Genomic DNA, 18,600 nt, shown 5'->3' on the forward strand with positions numbered 1-18,600 from the left:
TCTATCTTAAATACAAGATTATGTCTTGTACTTTTATTTTATGATAAAAATCGAAAGATGGGAAATAAAAAAACCAAGTTTTAAAAATTGGGCATGAAATAAAACATGCCCTACTATAATGATGGTGAAAACAAAAGAAATGAGGGACATGCATGGCTGGCGAATATGTGACATCCATTCTTCTCATCGTTGGCATTGATATTATTCTTGGAGGAGATAATGCTGTTGTTATCGCGTTAGCAAGCCGCAAGCTGCCGGAACGAAAACGAAATATCGCAATTGTCCTTGGCACCGCGTTGGCCATTTTCATTCGCATTCTCTTAACAGTAGGGATCGTGATATTATTAAAAATCCCTTTTTTGCAGCTAGTCGGCGGCTGCATTTTGCTTTGGATTTCTTTAAGATTAATGGTTCAAAAAGAAGAAGCGAGTGCATCTATTAAATCGGAAACATCCCTTTGGAAAGCGATATGGACAATTGTGACAGCTGATATTGTGATGGGGTTAGACAATGTTCTTGCGATCGCTGGAGCAGCTCAAGGTCATACTTCTCTCGTTGTGTTTGGTTTTCTTTTTTCCGTTCCCATTATCATTTTAGGCAGTAAACTAATTCTTTATGCGATGGAACGATACCCTTTCCTCATTTATATTGGCGGAGCTCTGTTAGCCTATACCGCCGGAAAAATGATCAGCGAAGAACAGCAAATCCGCTATTTATACGACAGCGCTGCTGCATGGAAACCGATGTTTCCATTTATTACAGCGGCATCAGTCGTTTTGCTCGGTTTCATTATCAATCGTAGAAAATTGCATCGTTGGACATAAAAATATGGATCGGCTGCCCAATAAAGAGGTGATAAAAAACTTCTACATGGCGGACCATGTAGAAGTTGGTTCTCCTCTTATTCGTTAACGAGACGTTGCGCTTGACGAAGTTGATATGCTCGCACTTTACGTGGCAAGAAACGGCGAATTTCGTCTTCATTGTAACCGACTTGAAGCCGTTTTTCATCAATAATAATCGGTCGACGTAAAATTCCTGGATGTTTTTGAATAAGTTCATATAAATCTTGAAGCGGCAACGATTCGAGATTGATGTTCAGCTTTTGGAAAACTTTTGATCTTGTTGAAATAATCTCATCTGTTCCTGTTTCCGTCATGCGTAGAATTTCTTTAATCTCCTCAATCGTTAACGGTTCGGAGAAAATATTGCGTTCTACATAAGGAATATTATGTTTTTCAAGCCATGCTTTCGCTTTTCGGCATGACGTGCAACTTGGTGAAGTATACAATTTCACCATATTCTCACTCCCTTTCAACAAGGATAACCTAACCTTGCCTTCTATATCAATGGAACGAACTAGCTAAACTCTGCAGCTGCAAAACATGGTAATTTGAAATAACTCTAACATAATACATTATACAATAAATATATAAATAAAGATATAGTTTTTCAAAAAAGTCATCTATTTTCTAGGTTTATTTTTCACCGCTTCTTCCAATAAAAAGAAAAATCACTTACAATTAAATTAGAGCAATTGCCTGGGGGGAGCGTTCATGACACAATATGTTATGGATTATATCATCGTTTTCGTACTGATTGTTGTCATCACTGCGTTAATGGGAGTCATCGCGAACGGTATTGGCGAAAAAATTTTCGGCGGTTCGAAGCGAAAAGAACATGTAAACGAAACAAAACATACACAAGCTGGCTGGAATTTGGTCGGCGGCAAAAAATAAAAACGATCTCTCAAACCGAGATCGTTTTTATTTATACATCGACAAATATGTTTTATATTCTGCTTCCGAGCACAATACGAAATGCCCTGGAGTAATTTCACGAAACTCCAATTCCTCTCCTTCTTTATAATTATGCTGCGACGGATCATAAATAATCCGTTTGCGCGTCCGCTCTGTTTCCGGGTCAGGAAGCGGGATTGCCGATAATAGCGCTTTTGTGTAAGGATGGATCGGATTGCGGTACAATTCCTCCGCATCCGCAAGTTCCACCATTCTTCCAAAGTACATAACGCCAATACGATCGCTAATATATTTCACCATCGACAAATCATGAGCGATAAACAAATATGTCAAGCCTTTTTCCCGCTGCAACTTTTTCATTAAGTTCACCACTTGCGCCTGAATCGACACATCCAACGCAGAAATCGGCTCATCGGCGATAATAAACTCTGGCTCTACCGCTAGCGCGCGGGCAATCCCGATACGCTGGCGCTGGCCGCCGGAGAACTCATGCGGATAGCGATTGGCATGCTCACGGTTTAAGCCGACTGTCTCAAGCAGCTCATATACGCGCTGCATGCGTTCTTCCTTCGTTTTCGCAAGACCGTGAATATCGATACCTTCAGCGATAATATCCGCAACGGTCATTCGCGGGTTAAGCGATGCATACGGATCTTGGAAAATCATTTGCATTTTTCGCTTTAATGCTTTCAACTCTTTGGCTGAGTGTTTGCCATGGACATTTATACCATTAAAAAGAACTTCTCCGCCCGTAGCCTTATATAGCCCAATAATCGTTCGGCCAGTTGTTGATTTACCACAACCTGACTCCCCAACAAGACCAAACGTTTCTCCTTTATAAATGTCAAAGGTAACGCCATCTACAGCTTTAACGACATTCCCGCCACCCACATGAAAATACTGTTTTAAATTTTTAACTTCAATGAGCTTTTGTTTTTCAGGCATATTACTCACTCTCCCTTACAATAATTGGTTGTGGGTAATTAGTGGAGAGCTTGCGTAATCGTCGTTTTACCGCTTCAGGTGGCTCTACTTTTGGTGCATCTGGATGAAGCAGCCATGTTGCCGCATAATGAGTATCAGAAATTTGGAACAGCGGCGGTTCCATTTCAAAATCAATTTTCATTGCATACGGATTACGCGGCGCAAACGCATCACCCTTTGGAGGGTTCGTTAAATCCGGCGGCGATCCTGGAATCGATGCCAACTCTGTTTTATCATCACTATCAAGGCTTGGCATGGAAGCAAGCAAGCCCCACGTATAAGGATGTCTCGGATCGTAAAAAATTTCATCAACCGTTCCCATTTCAACGATTTTCCCTGCATACATCACAGCGACGCGATCAGCCACGTTGGCTACTACTCCTAAATCATGCGTAATAAAAATAATGGCTGTCCCTGTTTTTTTCTGTATATCTTTCATTAATTCTAAAATTTGCGCTTGAATGGTTACATCAAGAGCAGTGGTTGGCTCGTCGGCAATTAATAACTTTGGATTGGAAGCCAAAGCGATAGCAATCATCGCGCGTTGTCTCATTCCCCCGGAAAATTCATGAGGATATTGATTTACGCGCTTTTCTGGCATTGGGATTCCAACCAATCGCAGCAATTCAATCGCCCGCTCTTTTGCCGCTGATTTAGACATTTTTTGATGTTTCATTACTACTTCCATAATTTGATGTCCGACTTTCATCGTTGGATTGAGCGATGTCATCGGATCTTGGAAAATCATCCCGATATCTTTTCCGCGAATTTGTTCCATTTCTTTATCCGTTTTTTTGACAAGATCTTCTCCGTCAAATATGATTTGACCGTTTTTTATTTTTCCAGGAGGAGTAGGAATAAGGCGCATAATCGTTTGAGAAGTGACGCTTTTTCCAGAACCTGATTCCCCTACAATCGCTAATGTTTCGCCTTTATTTAAATAGAAGCTCACTCCACGAACAGCTTGTACTTCTCCACCATATGTTTGAAATGATACCTCTAAATTTTTCACTTCCAACAGTTTTCCCATACTCTCACACCCTACTTGCGTAATCTTGGATCTAATGCATCACGTAGTCCATCTCCCACTACATTAAAAGCAAACATAGTTAAGCAAATAAATGTAGCTGGGAAAAACAGACGCCATGGATAATACTGTAATGCTTGTACCCCTTCTGAAGCCATTGTCCCCCAACTTGCCAATGGTTGTGGAACACCTAATCCTAAATAGCTTAAAAATGCTTCTGTAAAAATCGCATTAGGAATCGTTAACGTCATCGTAACAAGAATCGAGCCCATGGCATTAGGAATCAAATGTTTAAACATAATTCTTGATGTGCTCGCGCCAAGTGTTCGCGCTGCCAATACATATTCCTGGTTTTTCAACTGCAACACTTGTCCTCGAACAATACGGGCCATATTTACCCATCCAGTAATCGTCATGGCAAGAATCATAGTTCCTAATCCTTGTCCTAAAATAACCATTAATATGATGACTAAAAGCAAATAAGGCACTCCGTATAAAATATCAGCGATACGCATCATGATTTCATCCGTTTTTCCGCCACGGTAACCAGCAATTCCTCCCCAAAGCACCCCGATCACCAAATCGATCAGCGCAGCTGCCAATCCGATAAATAAAGAGATACGAGCACCATACCATGTGCGAGTAAATATATCACGTCCAAGTTCATCGGTTCCAAACCAATGTTTGGAAGAAGGCGGCTGGTTTGTATTCATTAAATCATTCGTTGCGTAATCATATTTCGTCATATACGGTCCAAAAATGGCCATGAACACTAAAAGAATTAATAAAATTAATCCAAACATCGCCAATTTATTTTTTCGAAAACGTATCGAAACATCTTTCCAAAATGAAAGACTCGGTTTTGATAATTTCTCCGCTTCTCCAACATTGGCTACCGCTGGCTGGAACATCTCTTTCGGAATCTGCTGCATGATTACTCCCCTTTCTTACCACCGGCTAACTTAATGCGTGGATCAATAAAGCCATAAGCAATATCAACAAGCAACACAGACAATAATAGTAGAATACTGTAAAACACCGTGACACCCATAATCGTTGTATAGTCGCGATTGGTAATACTTGTTACAAAATGGCTTCCAAGTCCTGGGATGCCAAAAATTTTTTCAATTACAAAGCTACCCGTTAAAATTTGTGCAGACAAAGGACCTAAATAAGTTACAACTGGAAGTATCGCATTGCGAATGGCATGTTTCACGGTAATTTGTCCTTGTGAGAGCCCTTTCGCTTTCGCCGTGCGAATATAATCATTTCCTAATACTTCTAACATACTGGAACGAGTTAAACGGGCAATAAACGCCATTGGCATTGCTGCAAGAGCAAGCGCAGGCAAAACAGTATGTTGCAGCGATTCCCAACGCGCAACTGGAAACCAGCCTAGTTTGATCGCTAAAAAATACTGCAAAATGGACGCCATAATAAAGCTTGGAACAGAGATTCCCAAAACCGCGAAAACCATCGCCGCATAATCTTGCCATTTATTGTGGTTCAAAGCCGCAATAATTCCTAGTAAAACTCCAATGCTTATGGCTATTAATAACGATTCCATACCTAGAAAAAAGGAAACTGGGAATCCTTCATTAATTAAATCGTTAACAGTCTGGCCTTTATATTTAAATGAAGGACCGAAATCCCATTTAGCAATAGAAACCAAATAATCAAAGTATTGGATATACCAAGGGCGATCGAGTCCATAATATTCGTTCAAGTTTTTCTCGATCTCTGGCGGAACTTGTTTTTCGCTCGAGAATGGTCCTCCCGGAGCAGCACGCATTAAAAAGAATGTCACTGTTACAATTAAAAACAAAGACATAAGCATGTAGAGCAAACGTTTGCTTATATATCTCAACAAATTTCCTACACCTCCATTTTCTTCAAAAAATACCTTAACAGGAATGAAGGTATATGAGGTCTCCCTCATATACCTTCTTATCACCTTTCACGACGTACGATTTTATTCAAAATATGCCCATTTAAATTGGACATCGCCAAGGCCGGACATTTCTACACCTTTTAAGTTATCTTTTTGCACCCACGTATTCGTGTAGAAATAGATTGGCGCGATTGGCATTTCATCCATTAAAATGGCTTCTGCTTCTTTTAGCATTTCTTTACGTTTTTCAGGATCTGTTTCCTTTTGAGAGTCGATTAACAATTGTTTATACTTCGGATTTTCCCAGTTTGTATCGTTATTTCCGCCTTCTTTGTCGCGATATAGCTCTAAGAAGTTGATTGGATCGTTAAAGTCGCCTAACCAGCCCATACGGCCGATTTGATAATCGCCAGAATGCAATTTATCAATGTAAACTGCCCATTCCGCATTCTCAAGTTTTACTTCAATGCCCAAGTTTTTCTTCCACATGTCTTGAATTGCTTGGGCAATTTTTGCGTGTTTATCATCAGTATTAAACGACAATGTAATCGGTGGTAAATCTTTTACATCCTTTAGTCCAAGTTCTTGAAGGCCTTTTTTCAAATATTCTTTTGCTTTTTCTACATCATTGTCTTTAAAATAACCTTTTTTGTTCTCAGGGAACATTGTTGGCGGCACGGCAGCCATAGCTGGAATTTCTCCGCCTTTTGCTACGTTTTCAACAATCGCTTTGCGATCGATCGCATACGCAAGTGCTTTACGAATGTTGACGTTGTTCAATGGTGGTTTTTCAGTGTTAAATTTATACCAGTAAGTACCAGCGATTGGTTGAACTTTTAATTTGCCTTCCTCTTCCAATTTTGGTAAAGAGTCTGGCGGCAATTGGCCAGTTGGCATACCTGCCCAGTCTAGCTCACCATTATTAAACATGGAAAGCTCTGTATTGGTGTCGTTGACCATAACCATTTCAATTTTTGTTAATTTTACACTGTCAGCATCCCAGTAATTTTCGTTCTTTTCGAGAACGATTTTGTTGTTATGTTCCCAAGAAACCATCTTGAATGGTCCGTTAGAAGTGTAGTCAGGACCAGCGTTTGTATACCATTTTGGATTTTTCGCAGCAATTTTGCTGTTTACTGGGAAGTAAGTATAGAACGCTGTTAATTCTAAGAAGTAAGGTGTTGGGTTCTCAAGCGTAACTTGTAACGTTTTATCATCAATTGCTTTTACACCGACATCTTCTGCTTTTGCTTTTCCTTCGTTAAATGCTTGGCCATTTTTAATATAATAAAGCTGATATGCATATTGCGATTGATTTTTCGGGTCAAGAGCCCATTTCCACGCATATTCGAAGTCTTTCGCGGTAACTGGATCGCCATTTGTCCATTTTGCATCCCGCAATTTGAATGTGTATGTTTTTAAGTCTTTAGAAACTTCGTAGCTTTCAGCCATCGCCAATTCAGGCTTACCGTCTTTAATACGGGTTAACCCTTCAAATGTTTGATACAAAACGCTACCGGAAACACTATCATTGGCTAGGCCTGGATTTAGTGAGAACGGCTCCGTTTTAATGTTAACATGCAGTTCTTGCGGGACATTAGCAGCTTTGTCCCCGTTTTTTCCCTTCTCGTCGGCGGATTCATTTCCTTTTTGGAAACCACCACACGCAGAAAGGAAAAGGCTCAATACCAGCATTAGGCTAAAAAGAATAGAAAGCCTTTTCTTCATAGATTTCCCCCCTAAAAATAATTTTTTATTTTCAAAAGTTCTACGTCTTCACGTAGAACTTTCGTTAACAAAATAAACACTTTTTTCTAAATAAAAACTTTTATTTTATCTTACTTATTTATCAGAATATTTATTTTAATTTTTATTATAAAAGTTATTAATATATTTAAAAAAGGAATCTTTATTTTATTTCTTTTCCGAATTTTCCATATATTCCGAATATGTATTTAAATCATTTATTTTATATCTGTAATTTTATACTTTTTTTCGATAATTGTAAATAAAAAATTTATTTTCACAAATTTTAAAGCGTTTACATATTAATTTTTTGTAACATATTTATTAAAGCCGGCCTTAGTATATTTTATCCACTATTAAAAACATAATTTTATTAAGATAATTTTAAAAATAACGTATTGATGAAAAAAATTATTAAATAACACTTTGAAATAAGAATAAATACTTTTCAACAATCTCACAAATGCACAGCTTAAAATCTATGAAAACGTTTTCTTTATACCTCTCTCGCATAGCTGTTGAAAAATGAAATTCTTGATCCAACACCACTAAATATATGGCGGCGAAGTTTCACGTATAAATCCATCCAAATATAAAACGGAACAGCATTTAGAGAACAAGTGCGCCATGCGCAATATTATCTTTTTAACTATATCGGTGATATAACTTGATCGTTCTAACATCTGTTCAATAAATTTGCCAATTTATTTCTCCACGTAAATTATATTTTCTTTAACTTTTTTCTATTCATTGCTATAGAATAAAAAGAAACTTGCACATAGCAACTAGATATTTTACAATAAGAATCAACAAAACTGGAACGGCACATGCGATGAGAAAGAAGAGTACATATTGCGATGCCTTCAGAGAGCTTGTGGATGGTGCGAACAAGCGGCTAGCAATATGGAATGGGCTTTCGAGCATCCGGCTGAATGAGCAGTTGGCTTTAGTAGGCTTTGGACGTCTGCCTTACGTTATCAAGGCGCCATGCGCATAAAAGCATGGGCAAAGTGATTGCACATCATGTGCAATAACTAGGGTGGCAACGCGGTCCTATCGTCCCTAACTCTCAGGGGGTAGGGCCTTTTTAAATTGATAAAAAAGGAGTGGTGTTATGAAAACGAGCTTTTCAGGAATTCAGCCAAGCGGCGTCATTACTCTTGGTAACTATATCGGAGCAATGCGGCAATTCGTGGAATTGCAGCATGAATACAACTGCTATTTTTGCATTGTCGATCAACACGCCATTACCGTTCCGCAAGATCCGGAAGAACTGCAAAAAAACATTCGCAGTTTAGCCGCTCTTTACTTGGCGGTCGGCATTGATCCGAATAAAGCTACTTTGTTTATTCAATCGGAAGTTCCTGCCCATGCCCAAGCGGGTTGGATACTGCAATGCATTTCTTATATCGGTGAACTAGAAAGAATGACTCAATTTAAAGATAAATCGGCAGGAAAAGAAGCAGTGAGCGCCGGGCTGCTTACCTATCCTCCATTGATGGCTGCGGATATTCTCTTGTATAAAACCGATATCGTTCCTGTTGGAGAGGACCAAAAACAACATATTGAATTGACGCGCGATTTAGCGGAACGATTTAACAAACGGTATGGAGAGATTTTTACGATCCCAGAACCGCGCATTCCAAAAATCGGTGCACGCATTATGTCACTTACGGATCCAACGAAAAAAATGAGCAAATCGGATCCAAACAAAAAGTCGTTTATTACGCTTCTTGATGATGCCAAAACGATTGAAAAGAAAATAAAAAGCGCTGTAACCGATTCTGAAGGCGTCATCCGATATGACAAAGAAAATAAACCGGGAATTTCCAATCTCCTTAACATTTATTCGATTTTAGCCAATAAAACGATTGAAGAACTTGAACAAGAATATGCCGGAAAAGGATATGGCGTATTTAAAGCTGATCTTGCTCAAGTAATTATTGACACCCTTACTCCGATCCAAGAAAAATATTACGACTTGTTGGAAAGCAGCACGCTTGACCAAGTGCTTGACCAAGGAGCAGAAAAAGCAAACAAAGTAGCAACGGAAATGCTTGAAAAAATGGAACAAGCGATAGGGCTTGGAAGAAGACGCTAAAACAATAATAAAAGCAAGCCGAACGATGGCTTGCTTTTTTATATGTTTTATATGCTTATTAAGCTTTCCTATGCTGACTCTGGCAGAAATATCATTCATCATTGCGACTTTATTTTTCTTAATTAACTTTTGGCTCCTGTTCCATTTCCCAAAGCTTTTCAAAAAACGGCTGTCCTTTAATTAATTTTTCGCATAGCTGCTCATGTTTGTCGGACCAGCCGTATTTTGTCTCTTCGTATAAGTGCTGCCATGCTTCTTCAAACGACATTTTTTGAATATCAGGATATTTTTGCGGCGCCCATTCCGTATACCAGTAGCGTACCTCTGCAACGTTTTTCGTCGAATGAAGTTGGTCAAGCGCCATAAATAAAAGTTGTTTAAGCTGTCGTTCCTTTCGTGTAAGTCCCATCATCCATTCAGGGGATGGCGACAAAATATGATGTTCTTTTTCATGAGCAGGCAGCGGATATGGTTCTTCTTGATGTTCAGCGACCATTTCATATACTAGCTGCTCCTGTCTCGGAATAAGGCGGCTTTTCCGAATCGGAATGTTATAACCAATCGTATCAACAGCAAGAATGCCATAACCGTCTGTAATGACAAAACAGTAATCAAGCTGAATGCGTTCATGATTTTTTCGCACATATGCTTTTTGGTATACGTCTTCAAGAAGCTGCTTTGGGATTTCCGATAAACTGTTTTCAATATAGTTGAATAGCGCAGAAGACACTTTGAGAAGCGGTACTTGATCGAGCAGTTCCACTTGATCATCTTTCCGCCATTCATGGAAATGACATACGTTGTATCCGTTCTCTTCCCCTTCAAACCAATTGACCCAAACATCATGCAGATACAGCATACGATACCCCTCACTTCTAAACCTATTTGTCCATCAGTATAGGCAGAGGGGGCGAATTTTATTCCATACTACCCTTTTTTATCCATTACTCTTCTCGGTAAGGGAAGTATAAGCTTCCCCACATTAGTAAAAGTCCTATTGGTAATAAATAACATTCTACTCTTGTGCAAACATATGAAAAATATTCGCTCCATCCCCGCTCTGGCGTCATAATGTTTAAATAAGCAATAACGGTTACCCCGCCAATAACAGAAACTCCAAAACCGACTAAATAAATGAATATGCGAATCATCGGGTCCCTCTTCTTTCTCTCTTAACTTGTCCATCTTATTTTTACATATATGAGCACCCGATGATCATCATGACTATTCCTTTTTTTCTAACGAAGCAAGATGCAACATCTTTTCTGAGTCAATGCCCATTAACTCGGAAAAGCGAGCACCATGTTCAAGGCAACGACGGACTATATAATATCCCACTGCATAACCAAGCATGGCTGGATAAAAACCGAGACCATAGAGAAGTCGAGAATATAACGGATGTTGTGGTAAAATTGACTGATATGGTGAAACATATCGTTTCCAAAAATGATCAAGTTGTTCATCTGAGTAATAGGTCGTCCAGCTTGCTTGATGACTCTTGCCAACATAACGGCCAACAGCATTTTCGGCAAGTCCTTCTAGTACGATCGCGTCTAAAAGTGTAACGCCTTCATCTTCCTTTTTTTGTTTTTTCAGGCGGCAAACATGATTATACTCATGTGTGATCAATGCCTCGATTTCTTTGTCCGTATGATGCGGTAATAAAAAAATAAGCAATTTATCGTGAAAAGCGACTCCGCCTTTACTATTAAACTCACGAGCCAATTTTCGATTATGTGTGTCTGATGGAAAAAGAAAAAGAGGCACATCTGGACCGTTCCATTCCTTTTTTCGCTTCTCGTAAACCGCCTCGACTCGTTCCCATATGTTTTTTTGTTTCATTTGCTTAATCATTTCTCCGATATTTTTTGACGGTTGATACATACCGTAACGCACAAGATAAAGATAAATATCACGTGCGCTGGCGTTTGGAAAGTAGGAAGTTAGATGTTGGCATAGCCGAATAGGATTGTCATGCCATTCATCGAGCCATTGGTCGGTACGAATAACAGGCATCTTTTTCACCTCTTTTTCCGTTTTTTCTATCGTATGACGGAAAAGAAAAAGAGGTGAAAAAAGGCTATCTCTCTTCTGTCGAGATAGCCGTTTTCCATTATTTTGTATATTTTTTGAAAATCAACGTTGCATTATGTCCGCCAAATCCAAGAGAATTGCTTAACACTGCGTTTACTTCTTGCTTTCTTGCCTCATTTGGCACATAGTCCAAATCGCATTCCGGATCAGGAGTTTCATAGTTCATCGTCGGCGGAATTACCCCATCTTTAATCGCTAATACAGAAAATATCGCTTCTACTGCTCCAGCGGCTCCCAGCAAATGACCGGTCATCGATTTTGTCGAGCTGATCGCAAGCTTGTATGCATGGTCGCCAAACACTTCTTTAATCGCCATCGTTTCATATTTGTCATTGTATTCCGTACTTGTACCATGGGCATTAATATAATCAATCTCTTCCGGATTCATTCCCGCATCCGCCAACGCTTGGCGCATCGCGCGAACACCGCCTTCTCCGCCTGGAGCCGGCGCAGTAATATGATATGCATCCCCTGTCGCACCATAGCCGACAATTTCCGCATAAATCCGCGCGCCGCGGCGCAACGCATGCTCTAGCTCTTCTAATACGAGAATGCCGGCGCCTTCACCCATGACAAAGCCATCCCGATTTTTATCAAACGGACGGCTTGCCGTTCTTGGGTCTGGGTTCGTAGATAATGCCGTATTTGCACAAAATCCGGCTAACGCCATTTTCGTAATCGGCGCTTCTGTACCGCCAGTAATCATTACATCGGCATCGCCGCGTTGAATGACTTTGAACGCATCACCAATGGAATTTGTCCCTGTTGCACAAGCAGTGACCGTACAAGAATTGATTCCTTTTGCACCTAGAATAATAGATACTTGCCCTGCTGCCATATCCGGAATCATCATCGGCACAAAAAACGGGCTTACGCGACGGTAGCCGCGTTGTTGGAAAATTTCAAACTGCTGTTCAAACGTTTCCATTCCGCCGATGCCAGATCCGATCCAAACGCCGACTCTTGCCGCATTTTCGTCTGTAATTTCTAATTTTGCATCTTTTACCGCCATCAACGAGGCAGCGACAGCATATTGCGTAAAACGATCCATTTTACGTGCTTCACGTCGATCCATAAAGTCTTCCGGATTGAAATCTTTCACTTCTGCTGCTACTTTCGCCGGGAATTCATCTGGATTGACACGAGTAAGCACCCCTATTCCCGACTTGCCGGCAATAATGTTTTTCCATGTTGTTTCCACATCGTTTCCAAGCGGTGTTACTGCACCAAGACCTGTAACAACGACTCGTCTTTTTTCCATCGCTTCCGTCTCTCCTTTTTATCCGTATTGAGCTGCTAGCGGCCCCAACGTAAAGCGATTGCACCCCACGTTAATCCGCCGCCAAATCCAACCATAATTATGAGATCATCATCTTTGATTTTACCTGCTTCTAATTCTTCGACAATAGAAATCGGAATGGAAGCCGCTGAAGTGTTTCCATATTTTCGAATAGTTGTTGACATTTTCTCCTCCGGCAGTTCAAGACGCTGTCTTGCCGCCTCGACAATGCGAATATTCGCTTGATGTGGAATGAGAAAATCAACGTCGTTTTTCGATAATCCTGCTTTTTCTAAGACGTGAATGCACGATTCACCCATTTGACGAACGGCAAATTTAAACACTTCTCTACCGTTCATTACGATATATTCTTCTTTATATAAATGTTTTCCTCCTGTTCCGTCTGCACCTAATTCAAACGATAAAATACCACGTCCCTCGGAAACAGGCCCCATCACGACCGCACCAGCGCCGTCGCCGAATAGCACTGCCGTATTGCGGTCATTCCAATCGATGATTTTGGATAATTTTTCAGCTCCCACTACCAATATATAACGATATGCGCCATTGTCAATAAATTGGCTTGCTGTGACCATTCCATAAATAAAACCGGCACATGCCGCGCTAATATCCAATGCTGCTGCTTTTACCGCTCCGAGCCGTTCCTGCAGCATGCAGGCCACAGATGGAAATGCCCTGTCAGGAGTCACCGTTGCTACTAAAATTAAGTCAATATCTTGCGGAGAAATTTTTGCGTCCTCGATCGCTTTTTTCGCTGCGAAATATGCCATATCGGAAGTATCCATATCATCAGTGGCTATTCTTCGTTCTTCAATTCCCGTTCTCGTCCGAATCCATTCATCAGACGTATCCATCATCTTCTCCAAATCAAAATTTGTTAACACCTTTTCCGGCAAATACCGGCCGATTCCAAGAATACCTGCTCCCACACTGAACATCTCCTTTAGTAGTATATAACCAATTATTATTACTTGGTACTAATTTTATCGGAAATAGAAAAAACGCGCAATAGAAATATGTAATACATGTGATTTGTCTAGTCACTTTCTTATTTTCTACATACAGTGCTAATAAGAAGAAAAGAAAAAGGAGGCGCTGTACGATGGATGATAAAGAGCAGTCAAAACAACCTAGCGAGCAGTTAGATCGTTTTTCCCGTTTAATGTTCGGTCCCTTTCCTCCACGATCTCATCAATCGCATGATAATCCAGCTGCTCGTACGGAGTCTTCTTCACAGCAAGACATTGATTTTATGCAGATCATTCAAAATATTGATACGCTGGTCGCTTCGTTTGACCAATTAAAACCATTGATGAAAAAAATTACTTCTTTGGTAGATATGTTTAAAAAATAAGAGGCGTCGTTAGACGGCGCCTCTTTTTATCATGAACATCAAAACATATAGCCACAAAAAATTTCTAAAGCAATTCCTCTACCGCTCCGATCAGCGATAGAGGAGTTTTATGGAAGCTCATTATATTGTTGAAAAAATTGATCGATCGCTTTGCCAAATTGGTACCGCTTTTCCGGCAAACAATAAATCACATGAACGTTATGGTTAGTCGTCCTCATCCATTGCTCATATTTTCGACAGTGTAGAGAGGATGGGTAAGGAGTAATTCCTGATAATTGCCATATTTTTATTGGAACTTGATGCGGAACAAGCAGCAGTGAAGGAACCGCTTTTTCGGCATTTGCCTCGTCTATATCGTATGCAAGCGCTATTTCTCTTGCCATTCTCTTATAAAAAAACTTATTTTCCTTTTCATACTCAAGTTGAGCGCGTAAATCTAGACAAGGGCTTAACATCACAATCGCGCGGATTTGCTTTGGCATTGTTTCAAGGAGCTGCAAAGCCACAAGCGCTCCCATTCCTTCCGCAAGAATATAAATACGATTGTTTAATATTTCACTTTTTAATACGTAGTAAATAAGTTGCTTAGCTAAGCGTACGGCTTTAGGACTTCCCCAATGCCGGCCGTATAAATGAGAGTAAAAAATGGTATAACCATATTCGAGCAACTCGCAAAGAAGATGATGGCGTCCTTTGTGCTCTATCCAAAAACTTGTATGTTCATTAACAAAATGATTCGTATCGCCAATAATAAAGACAGCAAATCCGTTTGGGCGCTCTGGCAAATGAATGATACACCACTGATCATCGAGCTGAAAAAATCGTTGTTGAATCGTCATTGATATCCACCCTTGTTTTTACGATGCATAATTGTACAATATACAGTATGCGGAACGAAAAAAAAAGTACGGGTATATGCCTAAAAGATCAAGTTGTGGTAAGATAAGAAAAGGAAGCTAGAGAGATTGGGGGGAAGAAACATGCGGCTTTTTTGGACGTTTTTCTGGACGTTCCTTTTAGTGCAAATGGCTACATACGTCATTGGCTCTATGCAAGGAATTCCATATAATTTTTCAACAGGGGCTTTATTAGGGGCAATCGTTACTATTTTGGTTATTATTGTAGCAAGCTTAATTCCTGATGAACCGGTAGAACACCACTAAGAAAAACTAACAACAAGGCTGTCCTAAAATGAAGGACAGCCTTGTTTCTATTATTGGACTTCTACAACGATTTGTCCGTTCCGGTAATCCACTACAACTGTACTGTAGTCTTTCACACGTCCGGCGACAATTTCTTTTGCAAGCGGTGTTTCAATTTGCTTTTGCATAAATCGTTTTAACGGACGCGCCCCGTAAACCGGGTCAAATCCAGACTCGGCGATATATTCTTTTGCTTTATCTGTCAAAGAAAGCGAAATATGACGGTCGCTAAGCCGTTTCGCTAATTCGTTCGCAAACTTTGTCACGATTCCTTTTATTTCATCCATGGTTAACGGCTTAAATAAAACAATGTCGTCGATTCGGTTTAAAAATTCCGGACGGAAATGCGCGCGCAATTGCTGTAATACTTGCTCACGCGTCTCTTCTTTAATCTCTCCATTTTCCGTAACTCCTTCTAGCAATAAATGCGACCCGATATTCGATGTCATAATCACAACCGTATTTTTAAAATCAACGGTACGTCCTTGCGAGTCAGTAATACGCCCATCATCCAGCATTTGCAATAAAATATTGAATACTTCTGGATGCGCCTTTTCAATTTCGTCTAACAGGATGACGGAATACGGTTTGCGCCGCACCGCTTCCGTTAGCTGTCCTCCTTCTTCATAGCCGACATAGCCCGGAGGAGCTCCAATCAAGCGAGAAACAGCATGTTTTTCCATATACTCGGACATATCGATGCGGATCATTTGTTCTTCACTGTCAAACAACGCTTGTGCGAGCGTTTTTGCTAGTTCTGTCTTCCCGACTCCTGTCGGTCCTAAAAAGATAAAGGAACCAATCGGACGATTAGGATCTTTAATGCCAGCACGCGCCCGCAACACCGCATCAGCAACAAGTTCAACCGCTTCATCTTGACCGATGACTCGTTCATGCAGCAATTCGTGCAGACGCAATAACTTTTCCCGTTCTCCTTCAACTAATTTCGTTAACGGGATTCCCGTCCATCGCGAAACGATTTCCGCAATTTCCTCCTCTGTTACTTCTTCGCGGAGAAGACGGCCTTCTTGACTATTTTCATTCATTTGTTGTTCAAGCTGCTTTAATTGTTTTTCTAACTGCGGAATGCGGCCGTGACGAAGTTCTGCTGCTTTATTTAAATCGTATTCATTTTCCGCTTCTTCTAATTCCCGCTTTGCTTTTTCCAGCGCTTCGCGAACGTCACGCACGCGCTGAATGGCTTCTTTTTCCTGCTGCCATTGCGCTTTCATACTGTTTGCTTTTTCCCGTAAGTCAGCCAGCTCTTTGGTGAGCGCTTCAAGACGTTCTTTACTCGCTTCGTCTGTTTCTTTTCGCAATGCTGCTTCTTCGATTTCCAATTGCATGACGCGGCGCATCACTTCATCCAGCTCCGATGGCATGGAATCCATTTCGGTACGGATGGTCGCACATGCTTCATCGACTAAGTCAATCGCTTTGTCAGGCAAAAATCGATCCGAAATGTAGCGATCGGCCAATGTCGCCGCCGCAACAAGGGCACGGTCATGAATTTTCACTCCATGATGAACCTCAAACCGTTCTTTTAAGCCGCGCAAAATCGAAATCGTATCTTCCACGCTCGGTTCTTCGACAAGAACTTGCTGGAAGCGCCGTTCGAGTGCCGGATCTTTCTCAATATATTGCCGGTATTCGTCAAGTGTGGTTGCACCGATACAATGCAACTCGCCGCGCGCCAACATCGGCTTTAACATGTTGCCCGCATCCATCGCTCCTTCTGCCCTTCCGGCACCGACAATCGTATGCAATTCATCGATAAATAAAATAATTCTCCCTTCGCTTTTCTTTATTTCATTTAATACCGCTTTTAGACGTTCTTCAAATTCGCCGCGAAACTTCGCCCCGGCGACGAGTGAACTCATATCTAAAGCAAAAATCGTCTTATCCTTCAATCCTTCCGGAACATCTTTGCGAACGATGCGTTGCGCCAATCCTTCTACAATTGCCGTTTTCCCAACACCCGGTTCCCCGATAAGCACCGGGTTGTTTTTCGTTTTGCGTGATAAAATGCGAATAACACGGCGAATTTCGCTATCACGACCAATGACAGGATCAATTTTTCCCGCTTTCACTTCAGCGACTAAATCGCGGCCGTATTTTTTTAATGCTTCATATGTAGCTTCTGGATTTGGACTTGTCACGCGCTGATTCCCCCTTATTTCCGTCAATACATGCAACAATGAAGAACGGTTAATGTTGTAACGATGAAAAAGTCGTCCGATATCATCGGCCTCCGATGTAAAGGCAAGCAGTAAATGCTCAACAGAAATATATTCGTCTTGCATATTTTTTGCTTCTTCTTCCGCTTTTGTCAACAATCGCTGCAGTCGTTGGGACATATAAAGGTTTTCCGCACCAGCCCCAAGCACTTCTGGCTTTTTCTTTAACAACATTTGCAGTTCATGAGTGAATGCGTCTATATTAACTCGAAGCAGTGTGAAGATTCTTCTCGCAAGCCCTTCTTCTTGCTGCAATAATGCGAGCAGCAAGTGTTCGACATCGAGTTGCTGATGATGGCGCCGAATGGCAATCGATTGAGCCTCAAGAAAAGCCTCCTGCACTTTCTCCGTAAACTTATTTGCGTTCATCGACTTTCCCTCTCTTTTGACCTTTTTTGACCTTTAAGTATATTATAGCGGATGCCGACTTTTCTTTTCAAATAGAAAGCCACTCCAATATAGGAATGGCTTTGTAGTGGGGAATATACGGAACCGGGATGACGGCATTTCGCCGTCCAAAGGATATGGCGCCTTTCGCTTTTCTTCTTGTCCAGCTCGGCGGCTAGCTCCCTTGTGCGAAATAACCTTCTCCCTTGAAGTGCAAGCACTTCAGCGGTCGAAGAACATTTCGCTTCGGGGGAGCCAGGATGGCGACATTTCGCCGTTGCCCACAGGACGTGGGCAGCCTTTAGGCGAAATTGGGCCGCCTCCGCTTTTCTTTATTATGGTTTTCTCTTATATGTCCAGTGGCGATTGTGATTTGATGTTTCCGGGAACGTATCTCCTGCTTTTAGTTTTATTTTTTTTGGATTTTTGACGTTATCGCCTGTTTCGCCAATTTCAATATATATACCGTTGTTCGGCGCTTTGTCGCCTGGTTGGAAATGGCGTTGTTGGCCCATTG

19 protein-coding genes and 1 other annotated feature are annotated in these 18,600 nt (G+C 41.0%); of the genes, 5 read left to right on the forward strand and 14 right to left on the reverse strand.

What is annotated here, in order from left to right; translation table 11 throughout:
* Positions 1 to 152: 152 nt before the first annotated feature.
* Positions 153 to 824, forward strand: a complete 672-nt coding sequence (locus tag QSJ37_RS07265; RefSeq protein ID WP_062753745.1) for a TerC family protein — start codon at positions 153 to 155, stop codon at positions 822 to 824.
* Between the two features lie 77 nt (positions 825 to 901).
* Here the strand turns inward: QSJ37_RS07265 and spxA are convergent, their stop codons facing one another.
* Positions 902 to 1,300 (reverse strand): transcriptional regulator SpxA, encoded by a 399-nt coding sequence (gene spxA / locus QSJ37_RS07270; protein ID WP_003252337.1) that lies wholly within the window; start codon positions 1,298 to 1,300, stop codon positions 902 to 904.
* A gap of 256 nt (positions 1,301 to 1,556) precedes the next feature.
* Here spxA and QSJ37_RS07275 point away from each other — a divergent pair, with 256 nt between their 5' ends.
* Positions 1,557 to 1,739, forward strand: a complete 183-nt coding sequence (locus QSJ37_RS07275; protein WP_285754521.1) for a hypothetical protein — start codon at positions 1,557 to 1,559, stop codon at positions 1,737 to 1,739.
* Between the two features lie 27 nt (positions 1,740 to 1,766).
* Here the strand turns inward: QSJ37_RS07275 and QSJ37_RS07280 are convergent, their stop codons facing one another.
* The 5 genes from QSJ37_RS07280 to QSJ37_RS07300 form a co-directional block, all read right to left on the reverse strand.
* Positions 1,767 to 2,705: an ABC transporter ATP-binding protein gene (locus QSJ37_RS07280; protein ID WP_285754522.1), complete on the reverse strand. Its 939-nt coding sequence runs from the start codon at positions 2,703 to 2,705 to the stop codon at positions 1,767 to 1,769.
* Between the two features lies 1 nt (position 2,706).
* The gene (locus tag QSJ37_RS07285; protein WP_285754523.1) at positions 2,707 to 3,774 is read right to left on the reverse strand and encodes an ABC transporter ATP-binding protein; all 1,068 of its coding nucleotides are present in this window, start codon (positions 3,772 to 3,774) and stop codon (positions 2,707 to 2,709) included.
* A gap of 11 nt (positions 3,775 to 3,785) precedes the next feature.
* Positions 3,786 to 4,703, reverse strand: coding sequence for an ABC transporter permease (locus tag QSJ37_RS07290; protein ID WP_017436317.1), 918 nt, complete (start codon positions 4,701 to 4,703; stop codon positions 3,786 to 3,788).
* Positions 4,704 to 4,705: 2 nt separating this feature from the next.
* The gene (locus tag QSJ37_RS07295) at positions 4,706 to 5,641 is read right to left on the reverse strand and encodes an ABC transporter permease (RefSeq protein WP_026078559.1); all 936 of its coding nucleotides are present in this window, start codon (positions 5,639 to 5,641) and stop codon (positions 4,706 to 4,708) included.
* 102 nt (positions 5,642 to 5,743) lie between these two features.
* Positions 5,744 to 7,390 (reverse strand): peptide ABC transporter substrate-binding protein, encoded by a 1,647-nt coding sequence (locus QSJ37_RS07300; RefSeq protein ID WP_285754524.1) that lies wholly within the window; start codon positions 7,388 to 7,390, stop codon positions 5,744 to 5,746.
* 841 nt (positions 7,391 to 8,231) lie between these two features.
* Positions 8,232 to 8,475: a binding site (T-box leader), on the forward strand.
* 47 nt (positions 8,476 to 8,522) lie between these two features.
* Here QSJ37_RS07300 and trpS point away from each other — a divergent pair.
* Positions 8,523 to 9,509, forward strand: a complete 987-nt coding sequence (gene trpS, locus QSJ37_RS07305; RefSeq protein WP_012749441.1) for a tryptophan--tRNA ligase — start codon at positions 8,523 to 8,525, stop codon at positions 9,507 to 9,509.
* A 118-nt stretch (positions 9,510 to 9,627) separates the two neighbouring features.
* On the opposite strand, the gene QSJ37_RS07310 is transcribed toward trpS, so the two are convergent.
* The 5 genes from QSJ37_RS07310 to QSJ37_RS07330 form a co-directional block, all read right to left on the reverse strand.
* The gene (locus QSJ37_RS07310; protein WP_285754525.1) at positions 9,628 to 10,368 is read right to left on the reverse strand and encodes a YjbA family protein; all 741 of its coding nucleotides are present in this window, start codon (positions 10,366 to 10,368) and stop codon (positions 9,628 to 9,630) included.
* A gap of 85 nt (positions 10,369 to 10,453) precedes the next feature.
* Positions 10,454 to 10,660, reverse strand: coding sequence for a YuzI family membrane protein (locus QSJ37_RS07315; RefSeq protein ID WP_285754526.1), 207 nt, complete (start codon positions 10,658 to 10,660; stop codon positions 10,454 to 10,456).
* 73 nt (positions 10,661 to 10,733) lie between these two features.
* Positions 10,734 to 11,525: a DUF2268 domain-containing putative Zn-dependent protease gene (locus tag QSJ37_RS07320; protein WP_285754527.1), complete on the reverse strand. Its 792-nt coding sequence runs from the start codon at positions 11,523 to 11,525 to the stop codon at positions 10,734 to 10,736.
* Positions 11,526 to 11,622: 97 nt separating this feature from the next.
* The gene (gene fabF / locus QSJ37_RS07325; RefSeq protein WP_285754528.1) at positions 11,623 to 12,864 is read right to left on the reverse strand and encodes a beta-ketoacyl-ACP synthase II; all 1,242 of its coding nucleotides are present in this window, start codon (positions 12,862 to 12,864) and stop codon (positions 11,623 to 11,625) included.
* Positions 12,865 to 12,899: 35 nt separating this feature from the next.
* On the reverse strand, positions 12,900 to 13,832 hold the full coding sequence (locus tag QSJ37_RS07330) for a beta-ketoacyl-ACP synthase III (protein ID WP_285754529.1): 933 nt from the start codon (positions 13,830 to 13,832) through the stop codon (positions 12,900 to 12,902).
* 173 nt (positions 13,833 to 14,005) lie between these two features.
* Between QSJ37_RS07330 and QSJ37_RS07335 the strand changes: the two genes are divergently transcribed.
* The gene (locus tag QSJ37_RS07335) at positions 14,006 to 14,257 is read left to right on the forward strand and encodes a hypothetical protein (protein WP_205423997.1); all 252 of its coding nucleotides are present in this window, start codon (positions 14,006 to 14,008) and stop codon (positions 14,255 to 14,257) included.
* Between the two features lie 107 nt (positions 14,258 to 14,364).
* Here the strand turns inward: QSJ37_RS07335 and QSJ37_RS07340 are convergent, their stop codons facing one another.
* Entirely contained in the window at positions 14,365 to 15,096 is a 732-nt protein-coding gene (locus QSJ37_RS07340; RefSeq protein ID WP_012749434.1) for an alpha/beta hydrolase family protein, read from the reverse strand.
* 141 nt (positions 15,097 to 15,237) lie between these two features.
* Between QSJ37_RS07340 and QSJ37_RS07345 the strand changes: the two genes are divergently transcribed.
* Positions 15,238 to 15,420, forward strand: a complete 183-nt coding sequence (locus tag QSJ37_RS07345) for a YjzD family protein (protein WP_285754530.1) — start codon at positions 15,238 to 15,240, stop codon at positions 15,418 to 15,420.
* 50 nt (positions 15,421 to 15,470) lie between these two features.
* On the opposite strand, the gene clpB is transcribed toward QSJ37_RS07345, so the two are convergent.
* Positions 15,471 to 18,065: an ATP-dependent chaperone ClpB gene (gene clpB, locus QSJ37_RS07350; RefSeq protein WP_285754531.1), complete on the reverse strand. Its 2,595-nt coding sequence runs from the start codon at positions 18,063 to 18,065 to the stop codon at positions 15,471 to 15,473.
* 353 nt (positions 18,066 to 18,418) lie between these two features.
* On the reverse strand, positions 18,419 to 18,598 hold the full coding sequence (locus QSJ37_RS07355) for a YjzC family protein (RefSeq protein WP_062753763.1): 180 nt from the start codon (positions 18,596 to 18,598) through the stop codon (positions 18,419 to 18,421).
* Positions 18,599 to 18,600 lie beyond the last annotated feature (2 nt).

It is taken from the genome of Parageobacillus sp. G301 (assembly GCF_030268025.1).
GTDB lineage: Bacteria > Bacillota > Bacilli > Bacillales > Anoxybacillaceae > Parageobacillus_B > Parageobacillus_B toebii.

What these genes read in the sequence shown, in the direction of transcription:
- QSJ37_RS07320 (WP_285754527.1), bottom strand. Translation starts at nt 11,525, where the DNA reads ATGCCTGTTATTCGTACCGACCAATGGCTCGATGAATGGCATGACAAT.
- QSJ37_RS07280 (WP_285754522.1), bottom strand. Translation starts at nt 2,705, where the DNA reads ATGCCTGAAAAACAAAAGCTCATTGAAGTTAAAAATTTAAAACAGTAT.
- QSJ37_RS07265 (WP_062753745.1), top strand. Translation starts at nt 153, where the DNA reads ATGGCTGGCGAATATGTGACATCCATTCTTCTCATCGTTGGCATTGAT.
- QSJ37_RS07275 (WP_285754521.1), top strand. Translation starts at nt 1,557, where the DNA reads ATGACACAATATGTTATGGATTATATCATCGTTTTCGTACTGATTGTT.
- QSJ37_RS07290 (WP_017436317.1), bottom strand. Translation starts at nt 4,703, where the DNA reads ATGCAGCAGATTCCGAAAGAGATGTTCCAGCCAGCGGTAGCCAATGTT.
- QSJ37_RS07315 (WP_285754526.1), bottom strand. Translation starts at nt 10,660, where the DNA reads ATGATTCGCATATTCATTTATTTAGTCGGTTTTGGAGTTTCTGTTATT.
- spxA (WP_003252337.1), bottom strand. Translation starts at nt 1,300, where the DNA reads ATGGTGAAATTGTATACTTCACCAAGTTGCACGTCATGCCGAAAAGCG.
- QSJ37_RS07345 (WP_285754530.1), top strand. Translation starts at nt 15,238, where the DNA reads ATGCGGCTTTTTTGGACGTTTTTCTGGACGTTCCTTTTAGTGCAAATG.
- trpS (WP_012749441.1), top strand. Translation starts at nt 8,523, where the DNA reads ATGAAAACGAGCTTTTCAGGAATTCAGCCAAGCGGCGTCATTACTCTT.
- QSJ37_RS07300 (WP_285754524.1), bottom strand. Translation starts at nt 7,390, where the DNA reads ATGAAGAAAAGGCTTTCTATTCTTTTTAGCCTAATGCTGGTATTGAGC.
- QSJ37_RS07355 (WP_062753763.1), bottom strand. Translation starts at nt 18,598, where the DNA reads ATGGGCCAACAACGCCATTTCCAACCAGGCGACAAAGCGCCGAACAAC.
- QSJ37_RS07310 (WP_285754525.1), bottom strand. Translation starts at nt 10,368, where the DNA reads ATGCTGTATCTGCATGATGTTTGGGTCAATTGGTTTGAAGGGGAAGAG.
- QSJ37_RS07340 (WP_012749434.1), bottom strand. Translation starts at nt 15,096, where the DNA reads ATGACGATTCAACAACGATTTTTTCAGCTCGATGATCAGTGGTGTATC.
- QSJ37_RS07335 (WP_205423997.1), top strand. Translation starts at nt 14,006, where the DNA reads ATGGATGATAAAGAGCAGTCAAAACAACCTAGCGAGCAGTTAGATCGT.
- clpB (WP_285754531.1), bottom strand. Translation starts at nt 18,065, where the DNA reads ATGAACGCAAATAAGTTTACGGAGAAAGTGCAGGAGGCTTTTCTTGAG.
- QSJ37_RS07285 (WP_285754523.1), bottom strand. Translation starts at nt 3,774, where the DNA reads ATGGGAAAACTGTTGGAAGTGAAAAATTTAGAGGTATCATTTCAAACA.
- fabF (WP_285754528.1), bottom strand. Translation starts at nt 12,864, where the DNA reads ATGGAAAAAAGACGAGTCGTTGTTACAGGTCTTGGTGCAGTAACACCG.